This is a genomic window from Tanticharoenia sakaeratensis NBRC 103193 (assembly GCF_000963885.1).
GTDB classification, from domain to species: domain Bacteria; phylum Pseudomonadota; class Alphaproteobacteria; order Acetobacterales; family Acetobacteraceae; genus Tanticharoenia; species Tanticharoenia sakaeratensis.
In genome coordinates this window covers 14,966-37,224 of the sequence record NZ_BALE01000014.1, presented here as the reverse complement: position 1 = coordinate 37,224, position 22,259 = coordinate 14,966, and the positions used below count along the sequence as shown (strand labels likewise).

The window sequence follows — 22,259 nt, the reverse complement described above, 5'->3', positions numbered from 1 at the left end:
GCCGCGTCATCGAACAGCGGAACGGGCGGTCGTGGGAAATCGCCTTCCAGACGATTGGCGCGAATGGCCGAGAAGATCTGATCGCGCGCGCTCATGATTTCGGGCCCCGGTTCGCCTTGTACCAGTCGTGAAACGTCTGTTTCGGGACTTCAGGAATATCCCGATGTCGCCCCCACGTGTTCAGCCGGTTGTAGACAAGGAAATGCGGCAGATGACGCAGGGCGCTTTTGCCAAGCGGCAGGCTGGCCCGGTACAGCTTCGGCGATGCCAGAAGCCGGCCCGCCGCCTGCATCATGCCCTTCTTGACCAGAGGAATTTCACCTTCTCCGGCCAGCCTCTGGCGCCAGTCGGCGATCTGCTCATGAATGTTGATCTTCACCGGGCAGACATTGGTGCAGCTGCCATTCAGGGTGGATGAATACGGCAGGTTGCGATATTTGTGACGATTGTAGGTGGGATCGATGATCAGTCCGATCGGGCCTGCATAGGTCGCGCCGTAGCTCAGCCCGCCGCTGCGTCGGAAGACCGGACACGTGTTCATGCATGCGCCGCAGCGGATGCATTTCAGTCCGGGCCAGAATTTCTCCATGCCCAGACGCTCGGTCCTGCCGTTGTCCACCAGGACGACGTGCATTTCGCCGCCTTCGCGTGGGCCGCGGAAATGGGACGTATACTGCGTGATCGGCGATCCGAGCGCGCTGCGTGACAGCAGGCGGATGAAGATCGCGAGATCGTCGAGCCCCGGGATCAGTTTCTCGATCCCGATCGAGGCGATATGCAGGGGCGGAGTGTTTGCGGACAGATCGGCGTTGCCCTCGTTCGTGCAGGTCACGAACGTTCCTGTCTCCGCAACGACAAAATTGGCACCCGTCAGCCCTGCGCCCGCGGACAGGATCAGGGGGCGGGTCGCTTCGCGCTGATATTCCGTCAGGTAATGGGCATCGGCCTTGTCCGGGTCCGATCCGAGCGTTTTGGAAAAGACAGCCGCCACATCCGTCCGCAGCTTGTGAACGGCGGGGACAACGACGTGGCTCGGTGCCTCGTCATCGAGCTGCTGGATACGTTCGCCCAGGTCGGTTTCGATGACCTCGACGCCTTCCTTCGCCATGAAGTCGCGAAAGCCGCATTCTTCCGTCAGCATCGACTTGCTTTTTATGAGCCGGTCGACATGGCGATCCCGGAGAATGCCGAGAATGATTTCGTTATGCTGCGTCGCATCTTTTGCCCAATGGACATGAATGCCGTTGGCGCGGGCATTTTTCTCGAACATCTCCAGATAATGGTCGAGCTGCGAGAGCGTGTGCTCCTTGATCGATGAGGCCAGCGCGCGCAGCGTTTCCCATTCCTCGATCCCGTGGATCGCGCGGTCGCGCTTCTGCCGCAGGTCCCACAGGCGGGCATCGTGCATCGCTTCATGCTCGGTCGCCGCCATGAAGCGGTTCGCGGCTTCCGACTGATCGACCGGACGATTGCCGTGTACTTTGGCGCCCCGTGGCTGCGGCTCGCGGGAGCCGGATTTCAGGGGCTGTGACGAGGCCTCGCTGTGTTGCGGCTGCGATGGACGTGACGGGTCCTTGAGCGTCTCATGCAGGTCGATGCTCATGCGGCCGCTCCGTTCAGGATTTCGGCAATGTGGATGTATTTCATGTTCGCGTTCATGCGCCGCGCGCACCCTTCCTGATGCATCATGCATGAACTGTCGGATGAGGTGACGTAATCGGCGCCCGATCGAAGCTGGTCCCGGACCTTGTCCGCACCCATTTTCGACGACACACCTTCCTCGAAGACGGAAAACGTGCCGCCGAACCCGCAGCACTCGTCTGGTCGCGCAAGTTCGACGAACTCGATCCCCCGGACCTTTTCAAGAAGTGCGCGGGGTTTGGAAAACGGTGTTTCCCGACGCTCCGACATGCTGGCGATACGCAGGTTGCGCAGCGTGTTGCAGTTGTTGTGCAAGGCGACCTTGTGCGGGAACGCGGCCCAGGGAAAACTCTCGACCTTCAGCACGTCATGCAGAAACTCGACGAGTTCATAGGTATGCGTCCGGACGTGGCGGACGGCTTCGGTCTGTTCGATGGCGGTGAGGTTGTTGCGCACCTGATTGGTGCAGCTGCCCGAAGGCGTGACGATGACGTCGTATTTTGCGAAATTCCGGACGAACAGGGCTTCCGTGTCGGCCGCCTCCCGGCTGCAGCCGGTATTGGTCATCGGCTGACCACAACATGTCTGCTCGAGCGGGTATTCGACCGAAAGTCCCAGGCGTTCCAGAAGTTCGAGGGTCGCGATGCCGGTCTGTGGATGAAACATGTCCACGTAGCAGGGTACAAACAGACCAACCTTCATATTCTCTCGCTCCTGCGACCTGCTGTCGTGTGCCGGATCGTCCCAGCGGTCTGCGGGCTTGTCCTTAACGGCCATGGGCCGGAATGCTGCCGCTGACCCGATTCGCGACCTGCGGAAATGCGGCCAGCCTGCCTCATGTGATGGCGAGATTCGTCTTGCTGGTTTACTGCGATGGCACCCCGGCAGGTGGCTGAGATGGGGCGCAGGAAGACAGACCGGTCGATGGTGTCGTTCTCCGTCATGCGCATGCGTTCGACCTCTCTCACCCGGCATAATCGGACGCACCGTGGACCTCGGCGACGGTTGCGTCCAATATCATTTTGCCGATCTTCCATACAAAACGGATATGGTTCATGGACCTTCGACGTCTGCGATATCTGGTCGCCATTGCCGACTGCGGCAGTTTCACGCGAGCCGCCGAGATGCTCCACACGGAACAGCCGCCGCTGAGCCAGCAGATCAAGGCGCTGGAGCGGGAGCTGGGGCTCATCCTGTTCACGCGGTCCCGCCAGGGGGCCGTCCCGACCGAGGCCGGCGCGCTCCTGATCGAGCAGGCGCGCGTGATGCTCGAGATGGAACGGCAGATGGCGTCCCTTGCACGCGGCCTGGCCCGAGGCGAGCAGGGGCGGTTGCGGATCGGCCTGGCTGGCGCGGTGTCCATGCTGCCGCTCGTGCCCCGCGCGATCCGGGCCTTTCGCGAACGGTGGCCCGAGATCGTCATCACGATGGAAGAGAGCAACACGCCCGCCTTGTGCGAGGCGCTGCGCGAACGCCGGATCGACATCGCGGTCGTGCGGCCGCCTGCGCCCGATCCGGACATCGTCGTGCGCCATCTGCTGGACGAGCCGACGGTCATCGCCCTGCCCAGCGATCATCCCCGTGCTTCAGGCAAGGGCTTGCGACTGAGTGCTGTCGCGGACGAGCCGTTCATCATTTTCGAACGCGTGCTCGGCCCGGGCTTCTATGACGCGATCATCGCGGCCTGTCAGCGGGCAGGCTTCGTGCCACGGTTCGGGCAGTCGGCGCCGCAGATCGCGGCAACAGTCTCGCTGGTGGCCGCGGGCCTGGGTATCTCCGTCGTGCCCTCCTGTCTCGATCAGATCCATGCAGGCGGCGTCACCTATCACGCCATCATCGGGCCGGCGCCGCGCGCAACGCTTGCGATCGCGGCGCGCGACGAAGCGCCCTCGCTTCCGGCGCAGCATTTCGAAGCGCTCCTGCGCGAGGCCGCTGGTCGCATCGGTGCGGGCGATCCGGCTGCCCTGTAGGGCGACCGCGCCGCGTCATATGAGGTGCCAGGGACAGCCCTTGGCACCGGCGCGCATTGACAGGCCGTGCGCACGCGGCAAGTCATGCCTCATCCAGAACCATGAATGTCGGACGCGAACGGGGGTGCTTTTCCCCCGCGCGCACCACAGCCTATCAAGGATCAGTTTCATGCGGGCAGATGCCGCCGCCAGATTGACACGTCGTTTGTATCCGCCTTCCGGCCCCATGCTGGCAGGTATGCTCGTCTTTCTGGCCCTGGTGTTTGGCGGCCATGATGCACTGGCCGAGCCTGCTGCAACCCCGTCCCATGCCGCCACGACACCCGCAAATCCTCATCTGTCGCAGGCACAGGCCCAACAGCTTCTGGGCGTGCTGGACGACCCGGCAAGGCGCCAGCAGTTCGAAACGACGCTGCGCAATTTCGCTCAGGCCCAGGGAAGTGCTCCGGCCACCACGGCCGCGACTGACTCATCTCCCACGCATGTCGCAGCGCATGCCGTGCGCAGCAACAGTCTGGGCGCGCAGATTCTGGGCGGCTTTGGCGACCTCAACCATGCAATCGGTGCGGAGACGCATGCGATTCTGCGGACCGTCGTGGATTTCCGTGAAGTCGGCCCATGGGTGCGCAGCATCCGGACGTCCCCCGGGCGCCGCGATGCCGTGTTGGCCGTTGTCCTTCGCGCGGCCGTGCTGGCCGGCGTCGGCGCCGTCCTTTTCGTGGTCGTGCGTCTGCTGCTGATCCGCCCGCGCCGTCATCTTTCCGATCGGGCGCAGGCGCGTGATGCCCAGGACCGGGTCGAGGAGCATACGGATCAGCGCGCGGCGGAAGATGCCGCCGATGCGGACGCCGCAGCCTCGGCCGAGGAAGAAGCGGCGGACGCCGCCGAGGCGCATGCAGGCACGCCCGATCCTGCAACCGGACTTCAGGCACCGCGACCCGAAGCTGCACCTGCGCCTGCGGAAAACCCCGACGAGCAGAAGGCGGCGCACCAGAAGGCGGAAGACGAGCGTGTATCGCGGATCCAGCATCAGGGCGCACTGGCGCGACTGATGCGGGTGATCCGCAGGATCCCGATCGCGCTTGCATCCCTGCTGCTCGATCTCCTGCCGGTCGCCATGGTGCCGCTGGCCGCCGCCGTGATCGGCGCATTCGACCAGACCGATCTGGACGCGAGCAGTGATGTCCTGCGCGACCTGACACTGGTCGCGGTCGCAGGCGGCGGGCTCGTTGCCGTCGCGCGGGCGGTGTTGGCGCCGAAGCGCCCGTGGCTGCGGCTTGTCATCATCCATGATGCGGTGTCCGTGTTCCTGTTCGACTGGATCCGCGCCCTGGCGATGGTGACATCGATCGGGGCCGCCGTCGTAGTCATGCTGTCCGACTGCGGTCTGCCCGATCCGGTCGTGATCGCGCTGCTCAAGATGCTGGCACTGCTTGTCCATGGGATGATCGCATTGATGATCCTCAGCAGCCGCACGCATGTGATGGCGTTCTGCCGCAGGCTGGCACATCGCCGCTATGCATCGGGCATTGCGATTGCGGTCGGCCGGATCTGGTGGATTGCGGCGTTGGCACTCGATTTCGGTCTGTGGCTCGTCTGGGCGGCCGAAGTGCGCAACGGCTATGCCGAAATCTGGCTTCTGTTCGTGCGCAGCATCGCGGCACTCGTGATCGTGCGGATCATCAGTGTCGCGCTGTTCGGCGGTCTCGAACGCGGATTCCGCGCCGTCCCGGCCTTCGTCGGGCTGAGCGAGGAGACGCGCGGACGGGTTGCACGCTACTACCCGGCTCTGCGCCAGATCCTGCGGATTGCCGTGGCGCTGATGATCGTGCTGGGGCTTGCCATCGCCTGGGGCGTGCCGTTCGCGGCCCTGTTCGGTGCCCATGGCCTGGGCAGCCGCGTGCTGGGATCACTGCTGACGATCCTGATCGCGATGGCGATCGGTGCGATCGTCTGGGAGATCGCCAATATCGGCGTGGAGCGGCATATCGCATCCCTCGAATCCTTCGAGGACGGCAAGGCACGGGTCGCGCGGGTCCGCACGCTGCTGCCCATGCTGCGCACGATCCTCCTTGTGGTGCTGGTGGCCATCATCGGGCTGACGGCGCTCAGCGAGATCGGCGTCAACATTGGGCCGCTGCTGGCGGGCGCGTCCATCTTCGGCGTGGCACTCGGTTTCGGATCGCAGAAGCTGGTGCAGGACTTCATCAACGGCATCTTCCTGCTGCTGGAAAACGCACTTACGGTCGGCGATGCTGTCACACTGAACGGCACCTATGGCATCGTCGAGCATCTGTCGCTTCGTACGGTGCATGTGCGCGCGAATGATGGGTCGATGAACATCTTCCCGTTCAGCTCCCTTGGCCAGATCACCAACTACAATCGGGATTTCGCCCGTGCGATCATCGTGGCCGAGGTGGCGTACGACACCGACACCGACGACGTGGTGAAGGCCCTGATCGACGTGACGGCGGACATGCGCGCCGATCCGGATTTCAAGGACCTGATCATTGCGGACTTCATCCTCTGGGGCGTGGATGCCTTCAACGACAGCTCGGTCACGGTGCGCGGCACGCTTCCGACCACGACGCAGGGCCGCTGGCCCGTACAGCGCCAGTTCAATCGCCGCATGAAGAAGATGTTCGAGGCGCGCGGAATCGTCATTCCGTTCCCGACCAGAACGCTTGAGATCGCGGGCCTGGATGCGCTGGTGAATCCGCGACCGGAAGTCCGTCACGACGATTCGGTATCGTCGTAACGGAGCTTACCGCCTCCACTCGAGAGCGAGTGGAGGCGATTCAATAGTATTTCATATGCTGCTTTACCGAAGAATTGACGAAATTCACGTTCGAACAACGAACGATCAAATAAAATTTGACGCTTAACGCTTAATTAACCGCCTTGTTTTACGTGATGCCTTAAATGCTGCGGTCGTTCCGTTGGCGCCCGGAAGTTGAGACGTACCAGTTTCGTCCCGGCCTCGCCTTGCGGAGTCTGCAGCGCATCACGAGGCGACATGACCGACACGACTGTATCCAGCGGCCAGGCCATCTCCGGCGGCGCTATTACGTCCGGCAATACGATGACTGTTCTGTCGGGTGCCGTGATTTCGCAGACCGATATCTATTCGGGCGGCAGTCTTGTCGTGAGCGGTGCCGATTACAACACGACCCTGATGTCAGGCGGTAGCGAGACGGTCGCGGCGGGTGGTTCGTCCTATTATGCGTCGATCCAGAGTGCGGGCTCTCTTCTGGTGCAGGCCGGCGGCAGCGCCACGCACGAGACGATCGCCTCGGGCGGCACGCTGGAAATTGCAAGCGGCGGCACGATCAATGACATCGATCTGGTCTCGGGTGCGACGCTGACACTGGATCCGGGCGCCGTCGTCGCACCGGGATCGGTCGTCGTTTTCCACATCGAGAACGGGCAGGATGTGTCCTGGCCGACCAACGGCGCGTCCTATATCGGCAAGGTGCCGACGATTGTTTCGGTCGAACACGGCGGCATCGCGCGCCAGACCGACGTGGTGTCCGGCGGCTCTCTGAATGTCGCAGGCACGTCATACAACGCGACACTGATGTCGGATACGTCCGCGACGATCGAGAACAGCGGATCCGCGTTCTACACCGTCGTTTCGAACGGTGCCGCGATGGCCGTCCAGTCGGGCGGTCTTGCCATTCACACCCAGATAGACTGCGGCGGCACCATGGTCGTCCAGTCGGGCGGCGTGATCAACGACGTCGATCTGATGTCCGGTGGGCTGCTGGCATTGCAGTCCGGCGCATCGGCCGCTGCCGGCAGCCTGATCGTGTTTCATGGAGCCGCGACCGACAGCAGCCCGTCAGGCCTGATCGTGGCCGGCGGCGCCGGGGGCAACGTGCTGCCCAACGTCGTGATCCAGGGTTTCGGCGCAGGGAACACGATCGCCGTTCAGGATGGCGACAATGGCGGCCCGTCGGCCGTGACCTGGGTTCAGACGGCGACGAACGAAGGCACGCTGACGCTGACCTATGCCGGCGTGTCCTACAATTTCACGCTGTCCGGCCAGTATCAGGCCAACAGCTTCACGATCACGGACGATGCATCGACCGGCCGCACGATCATCGGCGCCGGCACGAATGCAACGGACGGGAGCGACACGGCGCATTGCTTCCTGCCCGGCACGGCCATTGCCACGCCGGACGGCCTGCGCGCCGTCGAAACGCTCGCTGCCGGTGATCTGGTCATGACGCGGGGCAATGATGGAACGCCGGTTGCAGCGGAGCTCGTCTGGGCGGGAGCGCAGGTGATCAGCGCTGCCCGGCATGGGCATCCGGTCTGCATCCGCGCCAATGCGCTGGCCGATGGCGTGCCGTCGCGTGACCTGTTCGTGACGCCGGAGCACTGCATTTTCCATGATGGCGGGTTCATTCCTGCGCGCATGCTGGTCAACGGCCGCTCCATCTTCTTGGACGAGACGCAGGCGACCTACACGGTCCATCATGTCGAAACCGGTAAGCATGCGATCGTCCTGTCGGAGAACCTCTGGAGCGAGACGTTCCTCGATACCGGCGACGCGTTGGGACGGCGTGCGGCGTTTGCGGCGCAGGGCTCGCTTGCGCGGCGCATCGGTCCGGTGAAAACCTGGGCGGCAGATGCGGCGGTTCCGCTGACCACCGGCCGTGACGTCGTCGAGCCGCTTTATCGCGCGATCGAGGCGCGTGCGAAGGCTGCCGGTTTTGCCGACAAGCGCGCAATGGTGGAAACGACCGATGATGCCGATTTGCATCTCGTGACGGAAGACGGTCGTACCATTTCGGCACTGCGTCGCGCAGACGATGTCGTGCTGTTCCGTCTCCCGGCCGGTGTCACCCGCGTGTGGCTCGCATCGCGTGCGGACCAGCCGGCTGCCGCCATCGGTCCGTTCGTAGACGATCGGCGCACGCTGGGCGTTCTGGTCGGCCGAGTCACCCTGTGGGACAGCGGCGAAACCCGTGCTGTCTCGGCCCATCTGGATACGGACGCCATCTCCGGCTGGGCAGGCCGCGAGGCCGTGCCGATGCGGTGGACCGCCGGACATGCGCAGCTTGATCTCGGTGCCCGCGCACCGCACTCGATCGGATTGCTGGGCGTGCAGATCGTGGCAGCGGGCCCGTATCGCTGCGATCGCGTCGAGGACGTTGCGCTCAGCGCCTGACGCACAAAGGGGCCGCCGTATCCGCGGCGGCCCCTCCTTGCAGATGACCGCCGCACAAGACGCCGCTTTCCGGCGAGCGTGCGCGAAATTACGCCAATAATTCGGCGTCGCCTGAGGGCAGGGCGTATTTCAAGCCGACCGATGCCGCAGTCGGATCTGATGGTCCTGGCTGGCGCTATGCAAAGGCCAGTCAAAAACGACCATTTGCACGGAGGGCGCTCTTCACTTCCATCCCGCGGCCCACGACATGCACGATCGATGAATGGCGACGAACATCTGATGTCGCAGTGACGCGGCAAAGCCCGTCAAATCGATTTCGAAAATACGTCCGCAGGATGGCGGTCAAAGCGCGCAAGGCGGGCGATTGGCGGGCGACGGAAGCATTCACCCGCACTCCCGGATTTCGTCCCGACCACCTGCATGATCAAAAGACCTGACCGCACATGTCGTAAACAACCGGGCGGGCGTGATCGCAGCTGCCCCCTTCCGCATTGCGCCAGCAGCCTGACCCGCGGTACGCGCCATGCCGCAATGTCCTGACCGCAACGCGCAGATTGAGATTCAAGACGGCAACGGACGTCGCTCCGGCTTGCCGAATACCAGCAGAATTTGCGCATGACGGCACCGCACCGCCTGCGTTCCCCTGCCTGACAGCCGACAGCGACGACGCCGGCCTTCCTTTTTCGGTATCGTGGCGGCCTGGAGCACCATGTCGTCGCGATGGTCAGCGAGCGTTGTTCCGGATCGTCTCCTCACGCAAATGCGCATTGCGCAAGGACGCGGACAGGCGTGTGACACCATGCGTCATTTTCCAGGGAGATCCAGCGATGTCAGACGATCGGCATGAATTCGGCACCGGCACCTTGCACGCAGTCGTCGCGGCTGATGGCGCGGAACTGCAGGGGCTGACGACATCGGATACGGAGGGTGCCGCGCGCGCCCTGCTCTGGGCCGGGACGCAGCCCTGGCCCCGACATTCGCCCGTGCTGTTTCCGATCATAGGCAAGCTTCCGGACGATCGCTCGACGCTTGCCGGTCATGAGGTGCATCTGCCGCAGCACGGCTTTGCGCGTGATCTGCGTTTTGCGTGGCAAGAACGATCGGAAACGGGCTGCACGCTTGAACTGACCGATGACGTCCAGACGCGGGCGCTGTTTCCGCAGGCGTTCTCGCTTATCCTCGCCTACGAGATCGAGGGCGACGTCCTGCATGCCCGGTACACCCTGCGCAATCCCGACCCGGCGGCCACGTTGCATGCGAGCCTGGGCGTGCATCCGGCTTTTGCCTGGCCGCAGGTGAACGGCGTGCCGAAAGACGCGCATCGTCTCGTGTTCGAAAAGCCGGAGCCCGAGGCCATCCGGCAGGTTGCGGGCGGCCTTCTGCAGCCTAAAGGAGTCGCAACGCCGGTTTCGGGCGACACGCTTGCGCTGCATGACAGCCTGTTCGCCAATGACGCATTAATCTTCGAAAAGCCGCACAGCCGGCAAGTGCGGTTCGTGACACCGGATGACGCGGGAATCGAGGTGTCGTGGAACGGGTTCACGAGCCTGGGCGTCTGGATGAAGCCCGGCGCGGATTTCCTGTGTATCGAACCGTGGCAGGGCTATGCGACGCCTGAGGGTTTTGCCGGCGATTTCAGCGAGAAACCGGGACTTCTGCATCTGGCGCCCGGTGAGAGCTGGCATGCGCAATGGAGCGTGCGGCCACTTTCGGGCAGATAGGCGACGGTTGCGGTTGCGTTCGTCGCCGAAACCATACCATGCTGGCGGCAGGCGGGCTCCGCACCCCTGCCGCACGTCAGCAGAGGTCGCAGAACGCCCATGCCGGTCTATGCCGTCGAGCACACCACCACATATCGCTATCGTCGGCCGGTCGGGTTCGGTGAACACCGCCTGATGGGCCGTCCTCGGGATGCAGCCGACCAGCGCCTGATCGACTGGTCCGTCGAGATTTCGCCCGATCCGGACCGGGTGACGTCGGTTCAGGACGCGTTCGGCAACCTCGTGACGCTGATTTCCATCTCGGCCCGCGCGCGGGAACTGCGCGTCGTCAACCGCCTCCGCGTCGACCACCATCCGTCCGACCCGGACGCCGGGTCTCTGGCTGACTACGCGGCAAGCTGGCCGTTCGCCTATGATGCGGACGACACGGCGGATCTGGCACGCGCGCGTGAGCCTCATGCGCCCGATCCGGGCCATGTGGTCGGTCGCTGGGCAAGGCGGTTTCTGAACGGCACGGCGACCCCGACGCTCGACATGCTGCGCGCGATGACGAATGCGATCCGCGATGATTTCACCTATCGCGCCCGGTTCGAGGAAGGTGTCCAGGACCCTGCGCGCACGCTCGCGCTGCGAACCGGCACGTGCCGTGACTATGCCGTGCTGATGATGGAAGCCGTCCGTTCGCTGGGCCTCGCCGCACGATTCGTCACCGGTTACCTGCATACGCCCAGTGTCGGACCGCAACGGGTCGGTGCGGGCGCAACTCACGCATGGCTTGAGGTGTTTCTCCCGGGACTTGGCTGGGTCGATTTCGATCCGACCAACGCGATTGTCGGCTCGCGCGACCTGATCCGCGTGGCATGCGTGCGGGACTGGCGACAGGCCGTGCCGCTTGCCGGCACATGGACCGGGTTCCCGTCCGACAGTCTCGGCATGGACGTGTCGGTCCGGGTCGAGGACATGACACCGGGCATGACACCTGCGTCGCAATCGACGGTCGTGCCGTTTGCGGAACGACAAGCTTGTGCAGGCTGATAAAGGGGAGCGGACATAGATGCTGATCAGGGCGGGCTACGATATCGGATTCGCAACGGAGCATCCGACGCCGCTCCTGCTGATGCTGAGCGTTCATCCCTCGCGTGAAGCCGACCTGCGCGAGCCGCAGACCATGGTCTTCGATCCGCCCGTTCCGTATCACCAGTATCATGACGGGTTCGGCAACGTATGCACCCGCGTGACCGCTCCGGCCGGCGGCCTGCGTGTGCGTGCGGATTTCGTGGTGGCCGACACGGGCCTGCCGGACCTGCACGCGCCCGATGCGCGGCAGATGCCGGTCGAGGACCTGCCGGACGAGGTGCTCGTGTTTCTCCTCGGCAGCCGTTACTGCGAGACAGACCGACTGTCCGACATGGCTTGGGCATTGTTCGGCGACATCGAACCGGGCTGGGCGCGCGTGCAGGCGATCGTCGATTATGCCCACGAGCGCATCCGGTTTTCCTATGCGCATGCGCGGCCCACCCGGACAGCGTTCGAAGGCAATGACGAGCGAATCGGCGTCTGTCGGGACTTCGCCCACCTCGCCGTCACCCTGTGCCGCTGCATGAACATCCCGGCCCGGTACTGCACCGGATATCTGGGCGACATCGGCGTGCCGCCGGTCGACGATCCGATGGATTTCTCCGCCTGGTTCGATGTCTATCTCGGCGGTCAGTGGTATACGTTCGATGCGCGGCACAACCGGCCCCGTATCGGACGCATCCTCATGGCCCGGGGCCGGGATGCGACGGATGTCGCGATCTCGACCGCATTCGGGCAGGCCATCCTGAGCAAGTTCGACGTGACGACCTACGAACTGCCTTCAGACTGATGCCGCCTCGCGGCTGAACACGAGACCATCATGGCGGGCCAGCGCTTCGCATTTTGCCTGATCGGCGCGACATTCCTTGCCGGATGCGCGGATCCGACCGGCCCGGTTTTCGGTGACTGGTATGGCTACCAGAGCCTGCCCGTGCCCGGCGGCACAAAGGCTACCGAACTCGTGCTCGACGGTCTGCCGAATGCGGTCTCGGGCGGGTATCGCATGCACACGCAGCAATACTGGCCGGGCCCGATGATGTTCAACCGGTCGGACTACGGTGGGGGGCGCTGGGTTGTGCGCATGACGTGCAGATCCCCGTCGTGGCAGGAGATCGACCTGATCGAGGGGCCCTTCGATGGCCGACGCTATGTGATGCTGCCCAACAGGATGCTGATACCCGCCGCTATCGACGGGGCAGGGCACGTCACCGGGCCGGACCTGACCGCGTTCGGTCTGGCCCAGCGTCTGGCGGCCCGCAAACCGGGGACTTTCGGCTACGGGCGCGCCTGATCCGGCGTTTCAGTCCAGCAGGTAGAACAGGGCCGCAGCACCTATGATCGTGGCCGGCAGGGTGAAGACCCAGGCTAGCCCGATCCGCGCCAGTGTCTTTGTATTGATGCCCGAGCCCGCGCCGATCATCGTGCCCGCGACGGCTGACGTGATGACGTGCGTGGTCGAAACCGGCAGGCCGGTATGGCTTGCGGTCATGATCAGACCTGCACCCACAAGTTCCGAGGTCGCACCCTGTGCCGGCGTCAGATGCGTCTTGCCGATGCCTTCGCCCAGCGTTCTGACAATGCGCTTGTAGCCGATCATCGTGCCGAGACCGAGGCAAAGTGCCGACAGCGCGCGGACCCAGACGGGAGCATATTCGACGTTCGGCCGCAGGTCGGCGGTAATATGCCTGGCCTGCGCCTTGACCGCGCCGGAAGCCGCCGGATTGCTTGCCACCGAACGAAGGGCCGAGACGACCTGATAGACGTCGCCGCGCACTTCCGACGGCATGAGCGGCGTCGCCGAGGAAAGCCGGTCGATCGAGGCAATCGCATCGGCGCGATAGTTGTAAGTATCGAACTCCGCAACCAGAGGCCGTGCCGCTGCGGCGTCTGCCGCGAGATGTGTCCGGTCGACATGATGGTCGGGATTGAGTGCGAACGTGCCCGGCATCAGGCCGATGATCGTGAGCATGATCAGGCCGATGCTCTTCTGGCCATCATTGGAGCCATGCGAGAAGCTCACGGCCGTGCAGGTCAGGATCAGCAGTCCACGCACGACAGGATGCGGCGCCTCGCCCCCGGCCGGCGGACGATAGAGTGCGGGCATTTTCACGACCGCCCGCAGGATCATGTAGGCGATGAGCGCCAGTACGAGGCCGAGGATCGGAGACACGATCAGGCCGCTGAGAACGTGGTAGATCTGGCTCCAGTCCACGCTGTGGTTGAGCCCGCGCGCATGGATGAAGGCATCGCCCACCGCAATCCCCACCAGTGCGCCGATGACGCAGTGCGACGAGGAGTTCGGGATGCCGAACCACCAGGTCAGGATATTCCAGGCTAGGGCCGTGCCGAAAAGGGAGACCAGCATCGGCACAGCGGGAAACCCGTTCGGCGGCGACAGCACATCGGGCGGCAGGATTTCCACAAGACCGTAGGCAACGGCGATGCCCCCCAGCAGCACGCCAAGAAAATTCATCAGGCCGGACCAGACGACGGCGATCCGGGGCTTCAGCGAATTCGTGTAGATCACGGTGGCCACCGCATTGGCCGTGTCGTGAAATCCGTTGGCGAATTCGAAGACGCAGACCAGTACGAAGCAGAAAACGAGCGCAATCAGAGAGCCGGTCGAGGCGGGAGCGAGATGGAGCATGAAAGGTTCCTGACGATGCGTGTCGCAGGTTTCTTAGAAGCTCGGACGCACGCTCGCAGCGAAGATCGTCCGCTGTCTCCAAATCTTCATATCGGCACCCGACTATGCCTCTCGTGAACGCAGCAGGAGAACGAGGCCGCACCTGGTGCGTCATGATCTGTGCTGACCACATGAGGATCGCATGGCACTCGTTTTGCACCACCTTAATCAGAGTCGCTCGCAGCGGGTTTTGTTCCTGCTGGAAGAGCTGGGCGTTCCCTACGAGATCCGCTTCTACAAGCGTGATCCCAGGACCGGCCTGGCACCGAAATCGCTACGGGAGGTGCATCCGCTCGGCAAATCTCCTGTCCTGACCGATGGGGATACGGTCGTCGCCGAGACAGGTCTCATCATCGATTATCTCATCGATCATTACGGGGACGGCCGCCTGCGCCCGCCTGCCGACACGCCCGAGCGCCTCGATTACGCCTATTACCTGCATTACGCGGAAGGTTCGCTGATGCCGCTGCTGCTGATCGGACTTGTGGTCGGTATGGCCGCACGGAAGGCGCCATGGCCCCTGCGGCCTGTGGGGCACCTGTTCGACCGTGGCGTGCACAAGGCATTTCTCGACAGGCAACTTGCACTGCATCTCGGCGTGCTCGACCGCGCACTCGCCAACCGGGCATGGTTTGCAGGCAACGAACTGACAGGCGCCGATGCGATCATGAGTTTTCCGCTTCAGGCCGCGCGCAAGCGTTATGGGCTCGAACGCTATCCAGCGCTGCGCGACTGGCTGGCCCGGTTCGAGGCACGTCCCGCATGGGCCCGCGCGACCGAAAAGGGCGGCGCACTGACGTTCGATTTCTGACGTCCGCCCAAGCATGGGCGAACGGGCGGCCAGAATGCGCCTGCTGCAGCGTTGAGCGTTGAGCATGGCTCGCAGCGGCAGCCAGTGCACGTCTGACGTCCGCCGGCGAGGTCTGTCGGTCAGGGCCGAACCGTGCTTTTCTGCTGTCGGGACTTGTCTTGCCGTCGCTGCGGGACGGTCGCTGGGATATTGGAACATCGGCAAGCATGCGTCCAAATGGATTCAGGCACTGCAAGAGCGATGGACGACGGAGACAAAGCGAACGATGCGCCTGGCACGTAAGATGCTGCTCCTGCTTGTGGGGTCCGTTGCGTGGTCTGCGGCATCCGCATCACCACCACCACCGGCCGCCGCGACGCCGGCCGCTATAACGGCCGATCCGCCGGCGGATCCCGCCCACCCGGCCCGGATGATCGTCGTGCATATCCCAAGCCACGGCGCCGTCATGAATGGCGTGATCTGGCAGCCGTCGGGCCCGGGGCCGCATCCCGTTGCCATCATCTATCACGGCTTCCCCGGCAACGAGCAGAACCTGGATCTGGCCTATGCGCTGCGTCGGGCGGGGTGGAGCGTGCTCACCTTCCATTATCGCGGGTCATGGGGAAGTGAAGGCGTTTTCTCGTTCGGGCATGTTTTCGAGGATGCGCAGGCAGCGCTCGACTTCATGCGCGATCCGATCCGCGGGCATGAACTCGATCTCGATCCAGGCCAGACTGTCCTGATCGGGCACAGCATGGGAGGCGCGGCAGCCGCCCGGATCGGCGCCGGCAATCCGGGTCTGAGCGGCGTGGTCCTGCTGTCGGCCGCCGATTTCGGCGCATTCGGGCATTATCCCGGCGGCCATGCGAAGCTGGTCGATTTCATGGCCGGCAACATGGAGTCACTCGACACGTCGCCCGCCAAACTCGCGGACGAGGCGGAACATGATGCCGGCTCCTGGAATATCGCGGACGACGCGGAGGGATTGTCACGGCAGAAGCTGCTGGTCGTGACCGCCGATGACGGCCTGGCCAATGTGGGAAGCCGTCTGGCGCAGGCAGTCAATGCACAGGCGTCGGGCGATGCGACGATCGTCCATATCCGGACCGATCACAGCTATTCCGATCATCGGATCGCGCTTCAGAGCACGGTTTTGCGGTGGCTCGAAAACCTGCGGCAGTGAGATCAACCTGACTGGAAGAACATCGGATCGGAGCAGCTGGACGCCCCCCCGATCCGCCGCCTTGTCAGATTATGGGCACGCCACCCGTCACGGCGATATTCGCACCCGAAATATAGCTCGCCTCGTCACTGGCGAGCATGACGTAGGGTGCAATCAGTTCGACCGGCTGGCCCGGCCGTCCCATGGGCGAGCTTGCCCCGAACTCGTGCACATGTTCGCCACCCATCGTCGCCGGGATCAGCGGCGTCCAGATCGGGCCCGGCGCGACCGTGTTGGAGCGGATGTTCTTCTCCGCCAGAAGCTGCGCGAGGCCGCCACTGAAATTCTGGATCGCCGCCTTGGTCGCGGAATAGGCAAGCAGCTTGGGCTTGGGTGAGTCTACGTTGACCGAGACCGTGTGGATCATTGCGCCGCCATTGACCATGTGCGGCACGGCCAGACGTGAGAGGCGGAACACCGCACCGATATTGGTTGCAAACGTCTCGTCCCACTCGTCCTCGGTCACTTCGTCGAGCGTGTCGCGCTCGACCTGGAATGCCGCGTTGTTCACGAGGATGTCGATCCGGCCGAACGTCTCTGCCGTGCGGTCGATCACCGTGCGGCAGACATCACGGCTCTTGAGGTCGCCGGGCAGCAGCAGCGCCTTGCGACCGGCCTTCTCGACCCACGAGGCCGTCTCGCGCGCATCGTCTTCCTCATCGAAATAGGCGATCGCAACGTCCGCGCCTTCGCGGGCGAAGCCGATGGCAACCGCCCGCCCGATGCCGGAATCGCCGCCGGTGATGAGCGCGACTTTCCCCGACAGGCGGCCCGAGCCCCGATACGACGTCTCGCCATGATCCGGCTGCGGCGTCATGCCTGCCGTACGGCCTGGGATCGTGTCCTGAAGCGGGGTGTTGAATGGGGGCTTGGCAAATTCGGTCACAGCGACCTCCTGAAATCACACATGTCTGTCGTGCGATCGCAACGCCGTAACCTCCGAACTTGTTCACGAACGCTGTTACGAATATCCTGGGGCCATCGCTGCGTGCGGGCAGACTGCATGCGCCCATGAATTGCCGCTCCGGGCCCTCCAATACGGCGCACCCTGTCAACCATCGATCTCGAAGGACCTTATTCCCCGTGACATTCGCCCGTTATCGCGACCAGTGGTCGCGAAATCCGGTGCGCGAAGTGCTGGCCGGCATGGTCGGCACCTTTGCGCTCATTCCGGAAGTGATCGCGTTTTCCTACATCGCCGGCGTCTCGCCTGCCGTGTCGCTGTTCGCGTCGTTCGTGATCTCGGTCTCGATCGCCATCGTGGGCGGCCGGCCCGGCATGATTTCGGGCGCGGCCGGTTCCGTGGCTCTTGTCGCGGCGCCGCTCGTTCATGCGCACGGCGTGCAGGACATGCTGCTGGCAACGCTGCTGGCGGGCGCGATGCAGGTGGTGTTCGGGCTCTTGCGCCTTCAGGCCGTGATGCGTTTCGTCTCGAACGAGGTACGCACCGGCTTCGTCAACGCGCTCGCGATCCTGATCTTTTCGGCCCAGGTGCCGCAGATGCTGCACGTCACGTGGCACACCTACGCCCTGATCGCGCTCGGTCTCGTCATCATCTACCTGCTGCCGAAGCTGTCCGACGCGATCCCGTCACCCCTGATCTGCATCGTGATCCTGACCGCCATCACCATGGCTTATCCGATGCCGGTCCATGTCGTCGCCGACCTGGGCACGCTGCCGACAGGCTTGCCGCAACTGACATGGCCGCATGTGGACTGGACGCTCGGGACGTTCGAGACCGTGCTGCCCTATGCGATCGCAATGGCGGCGGTGGGTCTGCTGGAGTCGCTGATGACAGCGGGTGTTGTCGACGACGCGACCGAGACGCATGGCGATCCGCGCATGGAATGCACGGGGCTCGGCATTTCCAACCTCGCGGTCGGGCTCTTCGGTGGCATCGCAGGTTGCGGCATGATCGGCCAGACCGTCGGCAATCTCCGCTATGGCGGGCGCGGACGGCTGTCGACTTTCACGGCAGGTGCGTTCCTGCTGCTCCTGATGGTCGCACTGCATCGCTATGTGGCGCAGGTGCCGATGGCGGCACTAGTTGCGATCATGATCATGGTGTCGGCCAGCACGTTTTCATGGGGCTCGCTGCGCGATCTCGCGCGCCACCCGAAACTGTCCAGCCTGACGATGCTCGTCACTGTCGCCGTCGTGGTGGTCACACACGATCTGGCCGCAGGGGTTGCGGTAGGCGTGCTGTTGAGCGGCGTGTTCTTCGCATGGCGGGCGATGGAGATGCTTCAGGTCAGCCACGCACGTGTTGGCGATACCGACCGTTATGTCGTGCGCGGGCAGCTGTTTTTCGCGTCCGCAGATTCGCTGCGTGAAGCCATCGATCTGCGCACGGACGCGAAGCGCGTCGTGATCGACCTCAACGACACGCAGGTGCTCGACATCACCATGGTCTCAACCCTCGACGACATCGTCGCGCGGCTCTGCAAACATGGCGTCGCGGTCGATGTGGTCGGCCTGCATCCGGAACGCCACGCGCTCGTGGCCTCGCAGGCGCAGGAAGAAGCGCTCGCGATGTAACGGGCGTCGGGGCCTGCCCAAAGGCGGGCCCGCGGTTTCTCCACCGCCAGCGTGCGGCGCTGCGTCTATCAGCTGTCTTCGGCTTTTTTCTCGGGCGTATCGAGTTCGAGACCGTGCCCGAGGCCAACGCGCTCATCGAACACGAAGCACGTGCCGTTCCAGAGGCTCTGCTCCGCCGGCACGTGCTCCAGATAGCTCAGGATGCCGCCCCTGAGGTGATAGACCTCATTGATGCCTTCAGCCCTGACGAAGGCCGTCGCCTTTTCGCAGCGAATGCCGCCCGTGCAGAACATCGCAATTTTCGGCGCGGTCCGGCCTGCGAGCAGATGCTCGCGATTGTCCCTGAACCAGGCGGGAAAATCACGGAAATGGCGTGTCTGCGGATCGACGGCGCCTTCAAATGTGCCGAATTCGACCTCGTAATTATTACGTGTATCGATCACCACGGTATCCGGATCAGCGATCAGGCTGTTCCAGTCTTCCGGAGCAACGTAATGACCCACGTCCACCAGCGGGTCGATATCCGGCTGCCCCATTGTGACGATTTCGCGCTTCAGCCGCACTTTCATCCGCTGGAACGGCATGCTCGCGGCCCGGGAATGCTTGACCTCGATAGCGGCACATCCGGGAAGCGTCTGGATATGGGCGAGCACCGTTGCGATGGCGTTGTCCGTCCCCGCGATGGTGCCGTTTATCCCTTCATGCGCCAGGAGGAGCGTGCCGCGCACGTTCAGTCTCGTGCAGCAGTCCAGAAGCGGCCCACGTAGCGCGTCCGGGTCCGCGAACGGCGTGAACCGATAGAGCGCGGCGACCCGGATCGGTGCGCTGACGTCAGTCGTCATGAGGACGATCCCGCCAGATTGCCGTCAGCAAAGAACAGATCATGCATGAGCGTGTCTTACAGGCTCGCGCGAAAGCATGACAGCCGGTTCGAGGCGAGAGCCGAAACAAGGGTCTTTCAGAACGCGGTCACTTAATGAAGACCGCTCAACCCCATGCCGTCCCGCAGTGTCAGCCAACTCGCCTGATCGGGCGCGTAAAGCAGGCCGCCCTTCAGATGGCCAGGTGTATAAGGCGTGCCGTCGAAATGCGCGCCATATGCGCCGGCTTCCTGCAACAGGAGGCTGCCGGGCAGATGATCCCAAGGCAGCGTGCGCGTGTACATCAGGAAGTGGCAGTGTCCGTCTGCCGCCTGCAGGTATTCATGGGCCGCACACCGATAATCCCACAAGCCACCGACCCGCGCGAGGAACCCCGTGGCCTGCTCGCGCATGGCCGCGGGCAGGGAACGCCAGGCGGTCTTGCCGACCATGGCGGACAACGCGGCAGGTGCCGCGGCACGCAGGGGACGCAGCGCGCGGCCGTCCCGATCAAGCCATGCGCCTTCACGCCTCAGGGCAAGCGCCGCATCGCCCGATACCGGATCGAGGATCGCGGAAGCCTCGACCTGGCCATCCTCCACGATCGCCGCCATGACGCCGAAAAGCGGCGTTCCTGCCGCGAAATTTGCCGTGCCGTCGATCGGGTCGAGCACGACGGCGCGTCGGGCCGTGGTCAATGCCGCGAGAGGCTCCGGCCCACGGGCACAGGCTTCCTCGCCGACCATCGCGGTGCCCGGCCACAGCGTGACGACGCGATCGGCCACGAAGCGCTCGGCACCTTCGTCCGCGCAGGTGACGAGGTCGAGCGGGTCGCCCTTGCTATGGATTTCCGTCGGATCGAGCCTGCGGAAGCGCGGCATGATCTCGATGGCGGCTGCTTCACGCAGGATCGCCAGCAACTGGTCCAGTTCATGTCGGGTGACAGTCATGAACGGTCACGCCCTCCCATCAAACCCCAGTCTTAGGCCAGGATCAGCCCCGGATGATAGGTCTCGAAGCGGTCACGGTCCTGTGCGAACAGACGAACGTCGAGTTCGATGATTTCTTCCCGGTCCAGCCGCTCCACGACTTCTCCGTGCGCATAAAGCCACGCCAGTGCCGCACCGTCGCTGACATCAAGCCGGACCCGCACGGTCTGCATGGCCGCCGTGAGATGACGATCCAGCATTTCGAACAGATCGGGCAGCCCGTCGCCGGTGATGGCGGAAATCGCGACAGCACCCGGACGCTTCGGCACGGCATCGACGCCGCCTAGGAGGTCGGCCTTGTTCAGCACCTCGATCGTGCGTTCCGGCCAGTTGGGATCGAGCATGCCGTCCTTCGCCATGTCGGACAGAACCCCGACGACGTCGGCACGCTGTGCGGTGCTGTCGGGATGAGCAACATCGCGCACATGCAGGATCACGTCCGCCTCCGACACCTCCTCCAGCGTCGCCCGGAACGCGGCGATCAGTTCCGTGGGCAGGTCGGAGATGAATCCCACCGTGTCGGACAAGATGATCTGGCGGCCGGATGGCAGGCGCAGCGAGCGCATGGTCGGATCGAGCGTCGCGAAAAGCTGGTCCTGCGCATGCACGGCAGCACCGGTCACGGCGTTGAACAGCGTCGACTTGCCAGCATTGGTGTAGCCGACGAGGGCGACGATCGGGAACGGTACACGACGGCGGGCCGAGCGATGCAGGCCGCGTGTTCGCCGCACCTGATCCAGCTCGCGGCGCAGGCGCACGATGCGTTCGCCGATCATCCGGCGGTCGGCCTCGATCTGCGTCTCGCCGGGGCCGCCGAGGAAGCCGAAGCCGCCACGCTGGCGCTCGAGATGGGTCCACAACCGCACGAGACGGGAGCGCTGATATTCCAGATGGGCGAGCTCGACCTGCAGCACGCCTTCGCGGGTTGCTGCCCGCGCGCCGAAGATGTCCAGGATCAGGCCGGTCCGGTCCATCACCTTGCAGTTCAGCGCCTTTTCGAGATTACGCTGCTGGCCGGGTGACAGACGGGCATCGATGATGACGACGGTCACGTCATCGGCTTTCACGGCCTCGGCAAGCTGCTCCACCTGTCCGCTGCCGAGCAGGGTCGCTGGACGACGGGCGCGCAGCAGGACCACGGCCTGACGCACGATGACGAGGCCGATGGATGCGGCCAGTCCCACGGCCTCTTCAAGCCGTGCTTCGGCGGCCCTGATCTCGTCCTGCGGATGCGGCTTCTCCCACGGGAGAATAACGGCAGCGCGGGTGGCCTTGGGGGCGGTCTCGTGCAGACTCAAGATGTGCTGTCCTGCTCCCTCGAGGCCTGGTCCGCGGTTGGATCATCGCCCAGCAGAACCGGGGATGCCGGCATGACGGTGCTGATCGCGTGCTTGTAGACAAGCTGGGTATGGCCATCGCGGCGGAGCAGGAGCGAGAAATTGTCGAATCCCGCCACGATGCCCTGAAGTTTCACGCCATTGACCAGGAACACCGTCACCGAAACCCGGCTGCGCCGGATCTGGTTGAGGAAGACGTCCTGGATGTTCTGGGTACTGTCTTTCGCCACGAATTCCTGCCTCTTGAAGAGG

Annotated in this window: 17 protein-coding genes and 1 pseudogene; 10 read left to right on the top strand and 8 right to left on the bottom strand. The window is 64.0% G+C overall.

Annotation, left to right across the window (positions count from 1 at the left end; all coding sequences use genetic code 11):
- Positions 1 to 91: 91 nt before the first annotated feature.
- Positions 92 to 1,603, bottom strand: a complete 1,512-nt coding sequence (locus B8446_RS06630; protein WP_084712136.1) for a lactate utilization protein B — start codon at positions 1,601 to 1,603, stop codon at positions 92 to 94.
- Complete coding sequence (locus B8446_RS06625) at positions 1,600 to 2,343, bottom strand: (Fe-S)-binding protein (RefSeq protein WP_048848521.1); 744 nt, start codon at positions 2,341 to 2,343, stop codon at positions 1,600 to 1,602. The genes B8446_RS06630 and B8446_RS06625 overlap by 4 nt, the downstream gene beginning before the upstream one ends.
- Before the next feature lie 353 nt (positions 2,344 to 2,696).
- Here B8446_RS06625 and B8446_RS06620 point away from each other — a divergent pair, with 353 nt between their 5' ends.
- From B8446_RS06620 to B8446_RS06590, 7 genes are all read left to right on the top strand, one after another.
- On the top strand, positions 2,697 to 3,611 hold the full coding sequence (locus B8446_RS06620; protein ID WP_048848520.1) for a LysR substrate-binding domain-containing protein: 915 nt from the start codon (positions 2,697 to 2,699) through the stop codon (positions 3,609 to 3,611).
- A 226-nt stretch (positions 3,612 to 3,837) separates the two neighbouring features.
- Positions 3,838 to 6,369, top strand: a complete 2,532-nt coding sequence (locus B8446_RS06615; RefSeq protein WP_048848518.1) for a mechanosensitive ion channel family protein — start codon at positions 3,838 to 3,840, stop codon at positions 6,367 to 6,369.
- Between the two features lie 258 nt (positions 6,370 to 6,627).
- Positions 6,628 to 8,787, top strand: coding sequence for a Hint domain-containing protein (locus tag B8446_RS06610; RefSeq protein ID WP_048848515.1), 2,160 nt, complete (start codon positions 6,628 to 6,630; stop codon positions 8,785 to 8,787).
- A gap of 827 nt (positions 8,788 to 9,614) precedes the next feature.
- Complete coding sequence (locus tag B8446_RS06605) at positions 9,615 to 10,508, top strand: aldose 1-epimerase family protein (protein WP_048848514.1); 894 nt, start codon at positions 9,615 to 9,617, stop codon at positions 10,506 to 10,508.
- Positions 10,509 to 10,607: 99 nt separating this feature from the next.
- Entirely contained in the window at positions 10,608 to 11,543 is a 936-nt protein-coding gene (locus tag B8446_RS06600) for a transglutaminase family protein (RefSeq protein WP_048848512.1), read from the top strand.
- A 19-nt stretch (positions 11,544 to 11,562) separates the two neighbouring features.
- On the top strand, positions 11,563 to 12,375 hold the full coding sequence (locus B8446_RS06595; RefSeq protein WP_048848509.1) for a transglutaminase-like domain-containing protein: 813 nt from the start codon (positions 11,563 to 11,565) through the stop codon (positions 12,373 to 12,375).
- Positions 12,376 to 12,405: 30 nt separating this feature from the next.
- A complete protein-coding gene (locus tag B8446_RS06590; protein WP_048848507.1) occupies positions 12,406 to 12,876 on the top strand; it encodes a hypothetical protein in 471 nt (156 codons plus the stop codon).
- Between the two features lie 9 nt (positions 12,877 to 12,885).
- On the opposite strand, the gene B8446_RS06585 is transcribed toward B8446_RS06590, so the two are convergent.
- Entirely contained in the window at positions 12,886 to 14,232 is a 1,347-nt protein-coding gene (locus B8446_RS06585; RefSeq protein ID WP_048848505.1) for an inorganic phosphate transporter, read from the bottom strand.
- Between the two features lie 181 nt (positions 14,233 to 14,413).
- Between B8446_RS06585 and B8446_RS06580 the strand changes: the two genes are divergently transcribed.
- Complete coding sequence (locus tag B8446_RS06580) at positions 14,414 to 15,082, top strand: glutathione S-transferase family protein (RefSeq protein ID WP_048848503.1); 669 nt, start codon at positions 14,414 to 14,416, stop codon at positions 15,080 to 15,082.
- Between the two features lie 265 nt (positions 15,083 to 15,347).
- Positions 15,348 to 16,244 (top strand): alpha/beta hydrolase family protein, encoded by an 897-nt coding sequence (locus tag B8446_RS06575; RefSeq protein ID WP_048848501.1) that lies wholly within the window; start codon positions 15,348 to 15,350, stop codon positions 16,242 to 16,244.
- A 64-nt stretch (positions 16,245 to 16,308) separates the two neighbouring features.
- On the opposite strand, the gene B8446_RS06570 is transcribed toward B8446_RS06575, so the two are convergent.
- Positions 16,309 to 17,169 carry an SDR family oxidoreductase gene (locus tag B8446_RS06570; protein WP_048848499.1) on the bottom strand — a complete coding sequence of 287 codons (861 nt, stop codon included), beginning with the start codon at positions 17,167 to 17,169 and terminating at the stop codon, positions 16,309 to 16,311.
- A 197-nt stretch (positions 17,170 to 17,366) separates the two neighbouring features.
- On the opposite strand from B8446_RS06570, the gene B8446_RS06565 reads away from it, so the two are divergent.
- Positions 17,367 to 18,821 (top strand): SulP family inorganic anion transporter, encoded by a 1,455-nt coding sequence (locus B8446_RS06565; RefSeq protein ID WP_048848498.1) that lies wholly within the window; start codon positions 17,367 to 17,369, stop codon positions 18,819 to 18,821.
- A 101-nt stretch (positions 18,822 to 18,922) separates the two neighbouring features.
- On the opposite strand, the pseudogene trhO reads toward B8446_RS06565, so the two are convergent.
- The 4 genes and pseudogenes from trhO to hfq all read right to left on the bottom strand — a co-directional run.
- A pseudogene (gene trhO / locus B8446_RS06560) lies at positions 18,923 to 19,663 on the bottom strand (oxygen-dependent tRNA uridine(34) hydroxylase TrhO); the annotation flags it as partial.
- Positions 19,664 to 19,794: 131 nt separating this feature from the next.
- Positions 19,795 to 20,631: an inositol monophosphatase family protein gene (locus B8446_RS06555; RefSeq protein WP_048848497.1), complete on the bottom strand. Its 837-nt coding sequence runs from the start codon at positions 20,629 to 20,631 to the stop codon at positions 19,795 to 19,797.
- Between the two features lie 32 nt (positions 20,632 to 20,663).
- Positions 20,664 to 21,968, bottom strand: coding sequence for a GTPase HflX (gene hflX / locus B8446_RS06550; RefSeq protein ID WP_048848496.1), 1,305 nt, complete (start codon positions 21,966 to 21,968; stop codon positions 20,664 to 20,666).
- The gene (gene hfq, locus B8446_RS06545; RefSeq protein ID WP_048848493.1) at positions 21,965 to 22,237 is read right to left on the bottom strand and encodes an RNA chaperone Hfq; all 273 of its coding nucleotides are present in this window, start codon (positions 22,235 to 22,237) and stop codon (positions 21,965 to 21,967) included. Before hfq ends, hflX begins: the two co-directional genes overlap by 4 nt.
- Positions 22,238 to 22,259 lie beyond the last annotated feature (22 nt).